The organism is Phyllobacterium sp. K27 (genome assembly GCF_054796155.1).
The window spans coordinates 3,264,591-3,279,174 of the sequence record NZ_CM139240.1 but is presented as its reverse complement, the minus strand read 5'-3'; the positions used below and the strand labels follow the sequence as shown (position 1 = coordinate 3,279,174).

Below are 14,584 nucleotides of genomic sequence, written 5' to 3'. Positions count from 1 at the left end.
TTTGCCTCCAGCAAAGTCAGTAAATGCGGCCGGAAATTCCCGGTCGTATTTTTATGCCTGATTGCCCAATTCGACGGCGCGCCTATGCGCAGCCGAAACAGCTTCTGTCAGGAGCTTTTTTAGCCTCTCTTCACCCATTAATACATCCAACGCAGCAGCCGTCGTTCCCTTCGGGCTTGTCACCTGTTCCCGCAGCCTTGTCGGTGTATCTTCGCTGCAAGCCGCCAAAGCACCAGCGCCGAACACCGTCTGCATGGCCAATATCTCTGCGGTCTTGCGTTCAAGACCTGCGTGGACTGCTGCCTCGGTCAAAGCTTCTATGAAATGAAAAACATAAGCTGGTCCTGAACCTGAAACCGCTGTGGCGACGTCGATCAGATTTTCATCATCCACCGCCGCCACGGCACCGCTGGTTTCGAGCAACTTGTCGACAAAAGCCGCGTCATCGTCACTGACATGCGCGTTGCGGAATGTGACAATCATTCCCTTGCCAATTGCCGCCGGTGTATTGGGAATCGTGCGGATTATGGCGGCACTTGCCCCCAGATGTTCTTCGAAAAATGCCACTTTTATGCCTGCCGCCACACTGACAAATGTCGCTACTCTTGCAAAGCGTGCATAGGCGGGAAGTACGTCGCGCATCACTTGAGGCTTTACGGCGACAAGAATGACGCGCGGTGCAAGATTATCGTCAATCTTCGATGCGTCGGCGACGGCATTCACGCCCAAACTTGCAGCGCGTTCCAGAAGGGCAGGCGTTGGTTCAACAACAGTCACCTGACCCGGCTGCAATATGCCAGCGTCGAGCCAACCTTTGAGCATGGCAAAACCCATATTACCGCATCCAACCAGAACCACATTACCGGACATTTTTCTCTCCATCTGAATGGACGGCACTTTGATCCGGTCCGGGTGCGTGGGTCAACAGGCTTTCCGCTAAATCACGAGCGGTAGAGCAATGGAATCCGTGCTGTCATACGCAGACCGAAGCACGCCATGACGACAATCAGCCAGACGGGATCAGCGCGGCGAAAGAAAAAGCTCTCGAGAAAGGCATTCATCAGGGTGAATGTCAGGCACATCATGAAAAAATCGGAGAGAAATATATTCTCGCGTTTTCTCAAAGTCCGCACATAATCCACAAGTGGAAGCACGACCAGAACGAGTATCGCGCAAACGAGTGCCGGAATTCCCATGGCAATGGCGATATCCAGATAGCCATTATGCGCGTGGACAATGCCCCGCACGTCCCAGTCCAGGTAATAGGGATTCTCCGCCTGCAGCACGGCGGGGGCTTCCCAAAAGCTTTCCAGCCCATAGCCACGCCATGGTGTTTCACCAAGTTTTTCGAGACCAAATTGCCAGATCGATGTCCGGCCGGTGAAGGTCGCGTCGGCACCCATTTGCTGCAAAAGATCATGAGCCGGTGTAAAAAACAGCGTGCCAATGGTAAATAAGAAAAATCCGGCAAGTGCCGCGACAATGAGCAGTGCAGTCAGCAACCGCAATCCAAACAGACCGGGAACCATAACAAGCAGAATTACCAGTGGTACCAGTGCTGTCGATGTTTTGGATCCGGTATGTGCAACAAAGAGCAGCGCAAAGACCAAAATTGTCGCGCCGCTCTTTTTCCAGCCACGGCGGATAAGATAGATACCCGCGAAAGCGAATGAGGCCATGACTGGTCCCGCAACGTTCTTATGGGCAAAAATACCGCGCCAAAGTCCGGCATGTTGGGATTCTATTTCGCCCGCAGTATGCTTGGCGAGGTCGGGCACAATGACCAATCCCATATAGGACAGACCAAGCACCACAGTTGCTGCAATAACCAGAACCAGCGAGAAGCCATCCATATCGGGCGGAAGCGCCAGAACCGCGATGACACACAATACGCCGATCATGGTGAATATAACAGTGCGTTGAGCCGCGCCGGGATCGATGGCAACAAGCGTTGAAAGGAAAACAAACCCGAACATGATGATCCACATTGGGCTTGCAAGAGATAGCAACCGGCGCGGATCGGCCAGCACAATCACGGCAAGAATTGAAGCGCCCCCAAGAGCGCCGAAACCTAACTGGTTAACCAGATCGCCGCCGCCGCCAGCAATGGCGGTGCTCGCCGGTTGAAATGGCCGGAAGGACACAAACAGAACACACAAAATCAACGCGGCAAGAAGGCTGGCGACAAGGCGTGCCGGCATCGCTACGGGCGCGTCAGTTCTTTTCAGGTTGCCGATATTGCTCATTCGAGTATCCGAATTCTGCCAAAACGCGGCCAAGCCCGATATAGATTTGATAGGCGCCGATAGATACCGAGCCGGTCTGCGCTGTTTTCATTACGGCGCGGAAAGGCGAGATTGCAAGCAGTGCCAGACTTTTCACAATTGTTTTCAACGTGCCAAAGGGCTCGTCAGCTCGTTTTCTCTTCTCGATCAGGCTTGAGATGACACCATTGCGCAAGGCCCGTGCTCTGATCCAATCTGCTTCAACGCGCCGGGCAGGGACAGTTTCATAAACTGGCGCTTCTGCACACCATGCAATGGTAAATCCCTTGACCATGCTCCGGCTGATAAAATCCGAATCTCCACCACCCATGAAATTGAAGGTGAGATCGAGAAATGGAAACGGCATAGCCTCCAGCACATTTCTCCCCACCAGCAAATTGCCCGAGGAGTAAATAATCGGCACGCGTCCGGTTGTGTCATAATGCGGGCTGAATACGGGATGTTTTGCCCAAACCTGATGTTCCGGCTTTGCAAATATCGGAATTTGTGGACCACCGACGAAATCGACATTGTACAATTCGCGCGTCTTGCAAAGATTTTCCAGCCAATCGGGGTCAGCAATCTCGTCATCGTCGATCACCACCAATGAGCTGAAATTGGGAAACGTCTCAAGCGCTGTCAGCCATCCCGCATTATAAGCATTACAATTGCCGCGATCATGCGCGACAATCACCAAACCGCTATATTCGCCGCTTTCAAACAGCGGTGAAGCGACTGCCGCGCCCTCGCGTCTCTCTGCTTCGTTTTCAATCACAATAATTGCAAATGGCCGCTCTGTTGCCTGGGTTTTCAAAGAGGCGAGAGTCTTCAGCAGATGATCGGGCCGTTTAAATGTTGGCAGTGTGACCACAACATCAATCATCTCCGGCGAAAGGCCCGGTGACTGTGTAACAATGCTTATATTCTCGTGGCCGCTTAATTTCATCACCAAACTATTTATCCGTTATTTATCTATATGCAGATATAGAAGACACTTGTTCAACATTTCATTACGTTCGAGCCGCAATGCATGTAGTTTTCATCACATCCATCGTTCCAGACGGTAAACCGGCGACTGGCTACGAAATAGCCAACAAAGCGATCATCGATGGGCTGAAACGTGCTGGCGTGAACGTCACGGTAATAGGCTGTATCTGGCCGGGTAGCACACCGCTTGACCCGGATAATACGATACTGCTCGGCGAAGTGGATGTTAGAAATGACACGGCGAGCTTTGGCCAGAAATTGCATTGGCTGGGCAAGGCCATGCTCATGGGCCTCACCGTATCGTCAGTCAAACTGCGCATCATTACCAAGGAGCGCTTTCGAACGGCAATCGCCTCAGCCGAACCATTTGATGCTTACATATTGAATGGGGTGGCGCTTGCGGGTGCTTTCGAAGATTGTTTTCACGGCAAGCCGCAAATATTCATTGCCCATAATGTCGAGCATCGCTCCGCTCGCGAGAATGCGGATGCAGCGACAAGCCCGATACAAAAATATCTGTTCGGCCGTGAGTCCCGGCTGTTGGCAGGATTGGAAAAACGCTTGTGTGACAGCGCAGCTTTCGTCTTTACATTGGCCGATGAAGACATTGCCGCATTACAACTGGATACAACCAACCGAGCTGCTGCCTTGCCTTTGGTAACTGAAGCAGACCCGACAAAGATGTCCGGTCGCACGATCGAGCATGATTTGGGCCTGATAGGCACATGGACATGGCGGCCCAATCGTATTGGGCTTGAATGGTTTTTGCGCGAGGTAGCGCCCTATCTGGACAAGGATATCAAGATTACCGTGGCAGGCAGTACCCCCGCCGATCTCAAAGCCGCATGGCCGAAGATAAACTTTGCAGGACGCGTGCCGGATGCAACGGATTTTGTTCGCAGCTGTGCGGTGATCCCGCTGATCAGCCGCGCGGGGACAGGTGTCCAGCTGAAAACCATCGAAACCTTTGAACTGGGATTACCAACTGTCGCAACAGCGCTTTCCGTACGCGGTATTGCCGACATACCGGACAATTGCGTGGTTGCGGACGATTCTGTTGCATTTGCGCAAGCCATCAATCAGATGGTCGCCCGCGTGCGATCTGGCGAAGACATGACCCGTTCGGGCAAAGCTTTCCGCGCTGCACAACAAGCCCGTTTTGACCGCCAGCTAAAACTTGGCCTTGCCCGGATTCAAGCGGCGAAATGAGCAGGATCGCTCCACCTAGCCGCTCTATTCTCGGCGTGCCTGTTACTGCTTTGTCATGGCACAATGCCATTGACCTGATGCGCCAGCGCATTGCCACGCATGACTTTACGCTGGTTACATGGCTCAATGCTCATAATGCGAATATTGCTCAGACAGATGCCGGATTTCGCGAAGCGCTGAATAGTTTTTTGATTCTGCCCGATGGTATTGGCGTCGATATCGCTTCAAAAATTCTGCATGGCTCATCGTTTCCAGCCAATTTGAACGGTACGGATTTTACTCCCGCTCTTTTGCAAGCCGAAACCAAGCCACTGCGAGTCGGGCTGATCGGCGCAAGGCCAAATGTGGTCGAAAAGGCGGCAGGCAAGTTCCGGAAGATCGCTCCGCAGCATGAGGTTCGCGTTATCAGCGACGGATTTTTTACCGCGGCAGATGAGCCTCGGATTTTGCAATCATTGAAAGACTTTTCGCCGCATATCCTGCTTGTTGCCATGGGCGTTCCGCGTCAGGAAATGTTCATGGCGCAAAAGCTCACAGCAGAGCATTGTACGCTTGCCTTCGGCGTTGGGGCATTGTTCGATTTCATGGCGGATGTTGTGCCACGTGCGCCACTGCTCGTGCAGAAATTACGTTTTGAATGGCTGTACCGGCTGGCACAAGAGCCGGGACGTTTGTGGCGCCGCTATGTTGTCGGCAACCCGCTTTTCCTGCTACGCGTTATGCGCGCAAGATTAAGGGGTCGCAATTGAAGAATGCATTGGTTACCGCGAGCTACGCGCCGGATTTCCGGCGTTGCCAATTGCTATGTGAGACCATTGATCGCTTCGTGACCGGCTATACCAAGCACTATATTCTCGTTGAGCATCGCGATGTTGCTCTGTTTAAACAGCTCGAAAACCCCAATCGGATTATCATCGACGAGAAAGATATCCTGCCGGGTTGGATAAGGCCATTTCCTGATCCCACAAATTTTGGCCGCCGGCGTATTTGGCTGTCACCAAGGACAATGCCATTGCGCGGCTGGCATATGCAGCAGTTCCGTCGCATCGCGATTGCCAGCCATACAGATGATGATGCGCTCATCTATATTGATTCAGACGTCACCTTCCTCAAGCCATTTGACTGCGGTTCGTTTTGGCGCGGCAATAATATGCGGCTGTTCCGGCGCGATGGGGACCTGTTGCGGCCAGTACCGGGCGATCAGCGCATATGGTCGGAAAATGCAGGAAATTTGCTTGGGATTACGCCAGTCAGCATTGCGGGACATGATTACATCGGAACGCTCATTGCATGGCGGCGCAACTCTGTGATTGGCATGTGCGATCTTATAGAGAAACGCAGTGGCAAACACTGGGTGGCAGCCATTGGCCGCACACGCAAGTTTTCGGAATGCATGATCTATGGCCGCTACGTTGACGAAGTTTTGAACGCTCAAGGCCATTACCATAGTGGCGAGGAGTTTTGCCGGATTCATTGGTCTGCCCCAGCGCCAACAGACGCCGAACTGGTAAAATTTGTCGAAGAAATGGCCCCCTATCAGGTGGCGATCGGAATCCAGTCATTTCTTGGCGACGACACTGATCGCATTCGAAAGTTATTCTTTTAAACCCGGCGCGCTGGCTTTTTGATCGCGCTGTAGGTCAGCATGGTAGAAGCGATATAGATCACTGCGAACATGGCATTGAGCCAGATGAGCCAGTCGTTCACTTCCAAAAATGTCACCAGAAGCCAGGACAGTAGGCCCGCCTTTATAATACCGAGCACGGCAAGATTGATTGCCCTTAAGCCCGATTGACCGCGCGCATAGAGTATTTCTGCTTGGTATTCGACGAGATTGCGCAGGCCCGGTACAAGAATGACCAAGGGCAGCAGGGCAACCACCGACGCAACATTATCGCCCAAGGCCCGGGGAAATATATGCAGGAAGAGCGCAAGCGCAGCCAATCCGAGAGTCGAGACCAGAAACACGCCTAGTTCCAGCCCGCCACGGATTTTCATGGATTTAAGCATATCGGGCGTGCGCATCAACTTTTGGACTAGCATCATATTAAAAGAGCGCACCGGCAGAGCGGTCAGATCGACGAGACGCATGATGATGGCATAGACACCCGCTGTCTGTGGACCGCCAACAGCCAGTACAAGCAGCTTGTCCATCTCTGATTGCACATAGAACAGCACTTCCGCGCCGGTCACGGCAAAAGAGTCGCTCAGCCTGCGGCTGTACAGTTTCGGAACAAGCCGCAACCGTACTCTCGGATAAAAGAAGATAATGGCAATGATCAGGGCAATGCCATTGGCACCCGCATACCACCAGCTCCAGACGGCAATATTGGTGATGGTAGAAAATGCAAACAGTACTGCGGCAGCCGCTCTTAATGCTGTGCCGATAATAACGAGCAGCGCCGCGCGGCCAAAGCGGTTAAGGCCATTATTGACGATGACGACGACTTCCATGGAGCGCCAGAGCAGAGCCTCTGCGCCAACGATGACAGCAAAGGTTGCAAGCGCCAGATCTGCGCCAAAGAATACCAGATGGGCAAGATAGGCAGCGAGAAGAAAGATCGGCAGGGAAATGATCACAGCTGCCAGAAACCCGCCCGTATATGCACCGAGAAGCTGCGGCTTGACTGTGGAGATACGGTAAAGCGGCGAGACAAAGCCGAACGAGACAAGACGCGAAAGCACCACGCCGGTCGCCGATGCCGTGGCGAACAGTCCAAACTCCGCAATCGTCAGCGTGTTTGCCAGCGCCACAAAATAGGCCAGCGATATAACCAGACGCCCCGCCGATCCGCTGATCACCGAGAAATAGTCGCGGATGAGCCCCGCATTGGCTTTCACATGCCGAACGACCAATTTCATATCCTGCATAACAATGGTTAAGTGATTTAACGTAAAAGGCTTAACGGCTGATGATGGGGCGATTGTAAATAGACTCCGCCTATTTTACTTGTTCATTTTTACTCGAAAGATATTTCTAGATTATACCATATAGGCTATATTGAATGAATTGGTCTGTTGAAATATTCAGCTCGGCAGAAGCAGAGATGGATGCATTGCCACCTGGTTTGCAAGCGCGGTTGATCCGCCTGATGGAATTGATTGAAAGCATAGGGCTCGAAAACATGCGAGAGCCGCATGTCAAACATATTAGTGGGAAGTTGTGGGAGATTCGTGCCAAGGCAGCGGAAGGAATAGCTCGAAGGCTATATGTAGCTGTAGCCGGTAGACGAATTGTAATTTTACATGTTTTTGTAAAGAAAACACAACAAACACCTCGACGAGCGTTGGCTCTAGCCTATGAACGGATGAAACAGGTGGAAATATGAGAACCCTTGAAGAACTGAAACAAAAGTACTCAAACGACCCGGAATTCCAGAAGCACTACAAGCAAGCGGATCTGGAATACACAGTTATAGAGCTGCTCATTCGTACCCGAACTCAAGCAAAACTGTCTCAAGCAGAACTCGCCAAACGAATGGCGACCACGCAATCTGCTATCGCAAGATTAGAGGCAGGTCGGGTTTCCCCTTCCATTGCAACGTTGCGACGATATGCGGAGGCTACGGGATATGAATTGCGTGTTGATATGACACCCTTATGAGCTGTGGGAGTGTCGTGATATTAACGTTTTATTTTCCATAGAACTTTAGTGTGGATTAACCGTGGATCTCAGCATCCGCGATTGATCGCATTTGGGTTGGGATGTTGGAGTTCAGTTGCGGATGACTAGTCGTGAAAACGAGACGGCAAAGCGGCGCTCGCTGCTCTCGTTTGCCAACGAGGAGGGCTCAGAGGTAGAGACATCGCCTACCGGGGCTGCACCATCTGTGCGTAACGAGACCAATCTCGACCATTATCACAGGATGCGTAGTTTGCGCCTTGCTGCTGAAACCGACGCTATCCAGCCGCCGCTTCCTGAAGATCTTGGTAATGAAGCAGCCGAGCAGGATGCGATAAACCGCATGCGTGCCGATATGGCTGCGATCAAGGCTGAGCTTAATCGCCGCGTCGATGCTGCCGAAAGTGAAGTACGCATGCCCGAGGCGACCTATGAAGACCTGCTGCTGAAGAAGACACCGGCCGCTATGTCTCCTGCCTCTAATCCCCCAATTGCCGAGCCGGCAACTCCAGAGCCCGCAATGTTCGACACGCCTGTTTGTGCGCCTTTGCGGCGGTCAGAACCGGCAAGGGCCGAACGTCAAACTGCCAATGATCAGGATGATGAGTGGAAGCCTCTGGTCGATCCACGCATTGTCATAAACAGGGTCGGTCGTTCGAAGTCTTTGATTGTTGCCACAACAATCATTGGAACGTTGCTGGGCGTTGGTTATGCGATGACCTTGCCCAAACTCTATTCCTCGACAGTTGAGGTGCTCGTTGATCCGCGCGACCTGAAAATTGTTGACAAGGAAATTTCATCGACCCAGCTCCCTCTGGATGCCTCGCTCGCCGTCGCTGAAAGCCAATTGCGCATCATCCAGTCAAGCAGCGTGTTGACCAAGGTTATCGATCGGGCCGGACTTGCCAAAGATCCGGAATTCAATGGCGACCTGAAAGAGCGTGGACTGATCGCGACAATACGGGAACTGTTTTCCACCGACAGCACGCCCGACGCTACGACACGCGAAACTTTGCTGCTTCGCAATCTTTATGAGCATTTGAAGGTCGAGCGCAGTACGAAGAACTACATTTTCAACATCACGGTCGACTCACGCGATCCGGAAAAATCGGCATTCATCGCCAATACTGTGTCGGACGTCTTCCGCGAGGAGCAGGGCAGTATTCAATCTGATATGGCAAGGCAGGCAACCGAGGCGCTCACCGCCCGGTTGAATGATTTGCGCGTGGGCGTTGAAGAGGCTGAAAACGCCGTTCAAAAGTTCAAGGCTGAAAACGATCTGGTGGATGTACAGGGTCGCCTGATCAGCGACGACGAAATCACGCGCACCAATGATGAACTGACAGCTGCGCGCAATCAGACAATCAGGCTGAACGCGCAGGCGGAATCGATCCGCAGCACCTCCGTTGATGGGGTGCTTGGCAATACTTTGCCGGAAGAATTCCGTTCCGGTGTCATTGTCGCCCTGCGCTCGCAATATGGTGCCCTGAAACAACAGGCGGATGGTTTAGCGACAAAGCTTGGGCCGCGTCATCCGCAGCTCATTCAGGCTCAATCGCAGGTCAGCGGTATTCGCAGTGAAATCCGCAACGAGTTGCAGCGCATTGCCTCATCGGTACAAACTGAACTCAAGCGTTCCCAGCAACAGGAACAGGCGTTGATGGCACGCCTGAACCAGTTGAAGGCACGCACGGCATCCAACAATGAGGATATGATCAAACTGCGTGAGCTTGATCGCGAAGTTGCTGCCAAACGCGCAGTCTATGAGGCGTTCCTCTTACGCGCCAAGGAAACCGGCGAGCTTGAGGGCGTGAACACAGCCAATATACGCGTCATTTCACCTGCGCGCCCAGCGCTTGAAAGCACTGGCGGATCACGCAAGCTTGTTGCCATTGCCGGTTTGCTCGGCGGCCTTTTTGCCGGTCTTGGTATCGCGATCCTGCTTGGCATGATCGAAAGTTTCCGTTCGGGAAATTTACCATCCTCCCCGCCGCCACAAGGAAGGGGCAAGCGGACAACGCCCTTGCTTGCAGATGATGCACCTTTGCAGGAAAAATCACGATTGGGTGCTGCAATCGAGCGTGTACACAGTGGCCGAGCATCATCCGAGCTGGAAGATGACGTGGCTGTTGCAGAGTTTCTTTATGCCTATACTGACGCTCATATCGCACCGCGCGAGCACGATAACTCCAATATTGAAGACGTGCTCGATGAGATTGCTGCATTGCGCGAGATATTGCGTGAAGAGGCCGAACGGCAGACTGCTTGATGCAGGTGGTTCGACAAGCTCACCATGAGGGAGGTTAGTGGCTGTATGATTATCGCAAGCGTTCGCGATTTTAGCGTCTTGCCGATCACCAGTATCCCTCATGGTGAGCTTGTCGAACCACGCACGGCGTCAATGCTTTCCACCAGAGAATAATCATGATCACGAATTCAATGCAGCCTTGGCGTCGGGCCTTGTCCCTTATCGTCTATGACATAGCCGCGATAAAAGCGATCCAGCTTAAACGGCGCTGATAACGGGTGCGGCTCGTCTTTGGCTATCGTCCAGGCGAAGCATTTTCCAGAGATCGGCGTTGCCTTGAAGCCGCCATAGCACCAGCCGGTATTGAGATACATTCCCGGTAGCGGGCCTGTTGTAATGATAGGTGAGCCATCCATGCTCATATCCATGATGCCACCCCACGAGCGCAGCAGCTTGACCCGCGCCAGCGCCGGGATCAGCGCAACAAATTCGCTCATAACATCTTCAACGACCGGAAGATTGCCACGCTGCGCATAGGAGTTATAACCGTCAATGTCGCCGCCGAAGACCAGTCCGCCCTTGTCGGATTGGCTGAAATAAAGATGTCCACCGCCAAAGGTTGCAACCGTATCGACCACCGGCTTCAGGGCCTCTGAGACGAAAGCCTGCAAGACGTGGGATTCCAGCGGCAAGCGATCAATGCCTGCACGGCGCATGAGTTCACTCGTATTGCCGGCCACCGCACAGCCAACCTTTTTGGCATTGATTGGTCCACGGGTCGTCATGACGCCCGTAACCTTATCGCCGTCTTTAAGAAAACTGGTCACTTCGCAGTTCTCGATAATATCCACGCCGAGTTGATCGGCAGCTCGAGCATAGCCCCAAACGACAGCATCATGCCGTGCTGTACCCGCACTGTGTTGCATCAAGCCGCCAATAATGGGAAAGCGCGCCGAACTGCTTATATCAAGGCCCGGAATCAGCTTTTTGATCTGAGTGGGACTCATCAGTTCCGCGTCAATACCATTCAGTCGCATCTGGTTGCCACGCCTTGCATAGACATCCAGTTGAGGCAGAGAGTGGGCGAGATTGACCACCCCGCGCTGTGAGAACATCACATTATAGTTGAGATCGTGGGACATGGTTTCCCACATCTTCATTGCCGCTTCATAGAAATGCTGGTTCTCGGAAAGAAGGTAGTTGGAACGGATTGCGGTGGTATTCCGGCCGATATTGCCAGACCCGAGCCAGCCTTTTTCCACGACAGCAATGTTGCGGATGCCATGTTCCTTGGCAAGATAATAGGCAGTCGCAAGCCCGTGTCCGCCACCAATGATAACCACATCATAGGCGGGCTTCGGGTCTGGTTTACGCCATGCAGGCTTCCAGTCCTTGTTGCCGTTAAGGGCATTTTTGAGAAGGCTGAAGGCTGAATAGCGCATTTGAATTCCTGGAATCGGTAAGGTGTTCACAATCATGCTTGGATTTGGCCACTTAGCCAAGCCCTGCAACGTATCATCGCATTGCGGTTCTGTAGCGCTTTCGCTATTGCGTCAGGGAACGCCGTTCTGACGGTATTGTTTGGGCGTAAAATCAAGACAATGACGCTCAATCCGCGAAGTAAGAGTTTCAGGAGCAGCACATGGCAGTGACGATCAATGGCAAGGAAATTGCCGAGGATGTGGTTTCGAAGGTCAAGCTATCCGCTGCCGAACTGACTAACGACACAGGCATAACACCGGGCATTGCCGTCGTCATCGTCGGTGAGGATCCAGCCAGTCAGGTTTACGTCGCATCGAAGGGCAGAAAAGCGCGAGAATGCGGTTTTCATTCCGAACAGCATACTTTGCCTGCAGAAACCTCCGAGGAAGACCTCGTTGCTCTGGTGGAAAAGCTCAATGCTGATCCACGGATTCATGGTATTCTGGTGCAGCTCCCTCTACCCAAACACATTGATTCCGGTCGCATCATCCAGACCATATCGCCGGACAAAGATGTCGATGGCTTCCATTTTATCAATGTTGGAAAACTCGGTACCGGCGAACTTGATACAGCATTTGTTCCTTGTACTCCGGCCGGTTCGATGCTGCTGATTGATCGCATCCTTGGCCGCGATCTTTCTGGCTTGAATGCCGTGGTGGTTGGTCGTTCCAATATCGTTGGCAAGCCCATGTTCAATTTGCTGCTGGCACACAATGCGACAGTCACCATCGCCCATAGCAAAACGAAAGATCTGGCTGCACTGTGCCGCACTGCCGATATTCTTGTTGCTGCCGTGGGCAGGCCGCAAATGATCAAGTCAGATTGGGTAAAGCCCGGAGCGACTGTCATTGACGTAGGCATCAATCGTATTCCAGCTCCCGAGCGCGGTGAAGGAAAGACGCGGCTTGTGGGCGATGTGGATTTTGCCGATGCTGCTACGGTTGCTGCGGCAGTCACCCCCGTGCCAGGCGGCGTCGGTCCCATGACAATTGCCATGCTGATGGCAAATACGCTTGTCGCCGCCTATCGCTCGGCTGGCAAGACGCCGCCACGCTTCTGATCTATTTGCTCAAATAAGGAATCCGGTTACAACAGCGCATGGCCGAAACAATCAAGGTCGGCAGAACCTTCGCCTTTCTGCTTGTTGACAAATTTCCGATGTTCAGCCTTGCCGCTGCCATCGACACGATGCGTACGGCCAATCGCATGTCGGAGCAGGCGTTCTATTCATGGATCACTGTATCCCCGACCGGCGCCGCCGTCACCGCATCCAATGGCCTTCAGATCAATGTGGAATATGCGCTGGCGGATATTCCGGCAGCGGACATTTTTTTCATCTGTGCTGGATTAACGACCGAATTTGAGGATAAGCCAAAGGTTATCGCCACACTTCGAAATCTTGGACGACGTGGCGCCTCCTTGGGCGGCCTCAACATAGGCAGCTATATCTTGGCCGAGGCGGGCCAATTGGAAGGGCATCGCTGCACGATCCATTGGGAGAACCGGGCCGGTTTTCAGGAGCGATTCCCGCATATCGAGTGCACGGGAAATGTCTTCGAGATTGATCGCAAGCGCTATACCTGTGCAGGTGGCACAACATCAATCGATCTGATGCTTGAGATTATCAAGCAAGATTTCAATCCGGCCCTGGCTAATGAAGTAGCAAACCAGTTTCATCATGAGCGTATTCGTTCCCAAACAGATCGCCAGCGCATCGGGCCGGAGCGCGATCTTACAGGGAAATCGGAAAAACTGCGCAAGATCGTCGAGATTATGGCGGATAATCTGGAGCAGCCGAAGTCTGCCGTGCGATTGGCAAAGGCGGTTGGATTGTCCGTGCGTCAGGTGGAGCGGCTCTTCCTGCGTCATCTCAATATGACACCTGGCCGCTATTATATGAGCGTGCGCCTTGAACGTGCCCGCGAGCTTTTGCGGCAGACGCATTCGCCCATTCTGGATGTGGCGCTGGCTACCGGTTTCACGTCACATTCCTATTTTGCCCAGAGCTATCGCGCACAATTCGGGCGCTCACCTTCCGACGAGCGCCGCACCAATTACTGATTTTTCGTCAGCCCGATAGTTTCAAGATCTGTAAGAGCGAAACCGCCATCCTTAGTCAAAATAGGCACGTGCTGTGCCTTCGCCGTTGCATAATGGAAGCAATCGGCAAGGTTAAGCGAACTGTTCCGATCCGTTGCCGGATAGCGGTGCCGCCCGTATTGTTCGAATGCTTGGAGTGCTCCAGACAAGTTGTCGTTTGAGACAGGCAAAACATTAATCTGAGTGGCGTCAAGAAAATCCTGCACTCGTGATCGTGCCTCTGTCATAGAAAGCCGATTCTGCTTGAATATGACGGCGGTTGCTTCCCAGACCGCGATAACAGAGGTAACCAGTAATCCGGAGTCGGCATCATCCAGGTGTTCACTCAACGCTTGGGCATCAGCTTCGTCCATTAAAATCGATATTATTACAGAAGCGTCGACAAACATCAGTAGTCGCCACTAAGGTCATCAAAGAAGGCCTTATCCGCAACGAATCCCGTTTTCTCGTAACTTGCCATCTTGTCACGTAGTGGCTTCAGACGCTCCCAAAGCGGGGTCTCCGCATCCGTAAGGCGCAACTCCTTTAAAAGAGCGAGCCGCACAGCCTCAGTCTTGCTGATATGTTTGCGGGCAGCCAGCTTTTCGGCCAGTTGATTGACTTCCTCATTGCGAATGTTGAGTGGCATACCAAATCCTCGTGTGTAGACATAATATAGTTATGTCTACACAC

Annotated in this window: 15 protein-coding genes; 8 read left to right on the top strand and 7 right to left on the bottom strand. The window is 52.7% G+C overall.

The features are described from left to right. Positions 1-51: 51 nt before the first annotated feature. The 3 genes from proC to ACYJL1_RS16185 form a co-directional block, all read right to left on the bottom strand. Positions 52-870, bottom strand: a complete 819-nt coding sequence (gene proC / locus ACYJL1_RS16195; protein WP_460896330.1) for a pyrroline-5-carboxylate reductase — start codon at positions 868-870, stop codon at positions 52-54. A 71-nt stretch (positions 871-941) separates the two neighbouring features. Continuing rightward, complete coding sequence (locus ACYJL1_RS16190; protein ID WP_460896329.1) at positions 942-2,246, bottom strand: O-antigen ligase family protein; 1,305 nt, start codon at positions 2,244-2,246, stop codon at positions 942-944. Further along, on the bottom strand, positions 2,215-3,213 hold the full coding sequence (locus tag ACYJL1_RS16185; RefSeq protein ID WP_460896328.1) for a glycosyltransferase family 2 protein: 999 nt from the start codon (positions 3,211-3,213) through the stop codon (positions 2,215-2,217). The genes ACYJL1_RS16190 and ACYJL1_RS16185 overlap by 32 nt, the downstream gene beginning before the upstream one ends. A gap of 77 nt (positions 3,214-3,290) precedes the next feature. On the opposite strand from ACYJL1_RS16185, the gene ACYJL1_RS16180 reads away from it, so the two are divergent. Genes ACYJL1_RS16180 through ACYJL1_RS16170 form a run of 3 tightly spaced genes read left to right on the top strand, consistent with a single transcriptional unit; the run spans position 3,291 to position 6,066 of the window. Then, positions 3,291-4,460: a glycosyltransferase gene (locus ACYJL1_RS16180; protein WP_460896327.1), complete on the top strand. Its 1,170-nt coding sequence runs from the start codon at positions 3,291-3,293 to the stop codon at positions 4,458-4,460. Continuing rightward, the gene (locus ACYJL1_RS16175) at positions 4,457-5,209 is read left to right on the top strand and encodes a WecB/TagA/CpsF family glycosyltransferase (RefSeq protein WP_460896326.1); all 753 of its coding nucleotides are present in this window, start codon (positions 4,457-4,459) and stop codon (positions 5,207-5,209) included. Before ACYJL1_RS16180 ends, ACYJL1_RS16175 begins: the two co-directional genes overlap by 4 nt. Continuing rightward, positions 5,206-6,066: a DUF6492 family protein gene (locus tag ACYJL1_RS16170; RefSeq protein ID WP_460896325.1), complete on the top strand. Its 861-nt coding sequence runs from the start codon at positions 5,206-5,208 to the stop codon at positions 6,064-6,066. The genes ACYJL1_RS16175 and ACYJL1_RS16170 overlap by 4 nt, the downstream gene beginning before the upstream one ends. On the opposite strand, the gene ACYJL1_RS16165 is transcribed toward ACYJL1_RS16170, so the two are convergent. Next, complete coding sequence (locus ACYJL1_RS16165) at positions 6,063-7,322, bottom strand: lipopolysaccharide biosynthesis protein (RefSeq protein WP_460896324.1); 1,260 nt, start codon at positions 7,320-7,322, stop codon at positions 6,063-6,065. The two genes, ACYJL1_RS16170 and ACYJL1_RS16165, sit on opposite strands and share 4 nt — an antisense overlap. Positions 7,323-7,465: 143 nt before the next feature. Between ACYJL1_RS16165 and ACYJL1_RS16160 the strand changes: the two genes are divergently transcribed. The 3 genes from ACYJL1_RS16160 to ACYJL1_RS16150 all read left to right on the top strand — a co-directional run bounded on the left by ACYJL1_RS16160 (position 7,466) and on the right by ACYJL1_RS16150 (position 10,351). Then, positions 7,466-7,789 carry a type II toxin-antitoxin system RelE/ParE family toxin gene (locus ACYJL1_RS16160; RefSeq protein ID WP_460896323.1) on the top strand — a complete coding sequence of 108 codons (324 nt, stop codon included), beginning with the start codon at positions 7,466-7,468 and terminating at the stop codon, positions 7,787-7,789. Further along, on the top strand, positions 7,786-8,064 hold the full coding sequence (locus ACYJL1_RS16155; protein ID WP_460896322.1) for a helix-turn-helix domain-containing protein: 279 nt from the start codon (positions 7,786-7,788) through the stop codon (positions 8,062-8,064). Before ACYJL1_RS16160 ends, ACYJL1_RS16155 begins: the two co-directional genes overlap by 4 nt. 121 nt (positions 8,065-8,185) lie before the next feature. Beyond that, positions 8,186-10,351: a GumC family protein gene (locus ACYJL1_RS16150; protein WP_460896321.1), complete on the top strand. Its 2,166-nt coding sequence runs from the start codon at positions 8,186-8,188 to the stop codon at positions 10,349-10,351. A gap of 167 nt (positions 10,352-10,518) precedes the next feature. Here the strand turns inward: ACYJL1_RS16150 and ACYJL1_RS16145 are convergent, their stop codons facing one another. Next, positions 10,519-11,772, bottom strand: coding sequence for a sarcosine oxidase subunit beta family protein (locus tag ACYJL1_RS16145; protein WP_460896320.1), 1,254 nt, complete (start codon positions 11,770-11,772; stop codon positions 10,519-10,521). A gap of 200 nt (positions 11,773-11,972) precedes the next feature. Here ACYJL1_RS16145 and folD point away from each other — a divergent pair, with 200 nt between their 5' ends. Then, positions 11,973-12,872, top strand: a complete 900-nt coding sequence (gene folD / locus ACYJL1_RS16140; RefSeq protein ID WP_460896319.1) for a bifunctional methylenetetrahydrofolate dehydrogenase/methenyltetrahydrofolate cyclohydrolase FolD — start codon at positions 11,973-11,975, stop codon at positions 12,870-12,872. A gap of 38 nt (positions 12,873-12,910) precedes the next feature. Then, positions 12,911-13,873 (top strand): GlxA family transcriptional regulator, encoded by a 963-nt coding sequence (locus ACYJL1_RS16135; protein WP_460896318.1) that lies wholly within the window; start codon positions 12,911-12,913, stop codon positions 13,871-13,873. Here the strand turns inward: ACYJL1_RS16135 and ACYJL1_RS16130 are convergent. Both ACYJL1_RS16130 and ACYJL1_RS16125 read right to left on the bottom strand, forming a co-directional pair. Beyond that, positions 13,867-14,301: a type II toxin-antitoxin system VapC family toxin gene (locus ACYJL1_RS16130; RefSeq protein WP_460896317.1), complete on the bottom strand. Its 435-nt coding sequence runs from the start codon at positions 14,299-14,301 to the stop codon at positions 13,867-13,869. The genes ACYJL1_RS16135 and ACYJL1_RS16130 overlap by 7 nt on opposite strands. Beyond that, on the bottom strand, positions 14,301-14,540 hold the full coding sequence (locus tag ACYJL1_RS16125; protein ID WP_460896316.1) for a type II toxin-antitoxin system VapB family antitoxin: 240 nt from the start codon (positions 14,538-14,540) through the stop codon (positions 14,301-14,303). The genes ACYJL1_RS16130 and ACYJL1_RS16125 overlap by 1 nt, the downstream gene beginning before the upstream one ends. Positions 14,541-14,584 lie beyond the last annotated feature (44 nt).

What these genes read in the sequence shown, in the direction of transcription:
- proC (WP_460896330.1), bottom strand. Translation starts at nt 870, where the DNA reads ATGTCCGGTAATGTGGTTCTGGTTGGATGCGGTAATATGGGTTTTGCC.
- ACYJL1_RS16190 (WP_460896329.1), bottom strand. Translation starts at nt 2,246, where the DNA reads ATGAGCAATATCGGCAACCTGAAAAGAACTGACGCGCCCGTAGCGATG.
- ACYJL1_RS16180 (WP_460896327.1), top strand. Translation starts at nt 3,291, where the DNA reads ATGCATGTAGTTTTCATCACATCCATCGTTCCAGACGGTAAACCGGCG.
- ACYJL1_RS16175 (WP_460896326.1), top strand. Translation starts at nt 4,457, where the DNA reads ATGAGCAGGATCGCTCCACCTAGCCGCTCTATTCTCGGCGTGCCTGTT.
- ACYJL1_RS16165 (WP_460896324.1), bottom strand. Translation starts at nt 7,322, where the DNA reads ATGAAATTGGTCGTTCGGCATGTGAAAGCCAATGCGGGGCTCATCCGC.
- ACYJL1_RS16160 (WP_460896323.1), top strand. Translation starts at nt 7,466, where the DNA reads ATGAATTGGTCTGTTGAAATATTCAGCTCGGCAGAAGCAGAGATGGAT.
- ACYJL1_RS16155 (WP_460896322.1), top strand. Translation starts at nt 7,786, where the DNA reads ATGAGAACCCTTGAAGAACTGAAACAAAAGTACTCAAACGACCCGGAA.
- ACYJL1_RS16150 (WP_460896321.1), top strand. Translation starts at nt 8,186, where the DNA reads ATGACTAGTCGTGAAAACGAGACGGCAAAGCGGCGCTCGCTGCTCTCG.
- ACYJL1_RS16145 (WP_460896320.1), bottom strand. Translation starts at nt 11,772, where the DNA reads ATGCGCTATTCAGCCTTCAGCCTTCTCAAAAATGCCCTTAACGGCAAC.
- folD (WP_460896319.1), top strand. Translation starts at nt 11,973, where the DNA reads ATGGCAGTGACGATCAATGGCAAGGAAATTGCCGAGGATGTGGTTTCG.
- ACYJL1_RS16135 (WP_460896318.1), top strand. Translation starts at nt 12,911, where the DNA reads ATGGCCGAAACAATCAAGGTCGGCAGAACCTTCGCCTTTCTGCTTGTT.
- ACYJL1_RS16130 (WP_460896317.1), bottom strand. Translation starts at nt 14,301, where the DNA reads ATGTTTGTCGACGCTTCTGTAATAATATCGATTTTAATGGACGAAGCT.
- ACYJL1_RS16125 (WP_460896316.1), bottom strand. Translation starts at nt 14,540, where the DNA reads ATGCCACTCAACATTCGCAATGAGGAAGTCAATCAACTGGCCGAAAAG.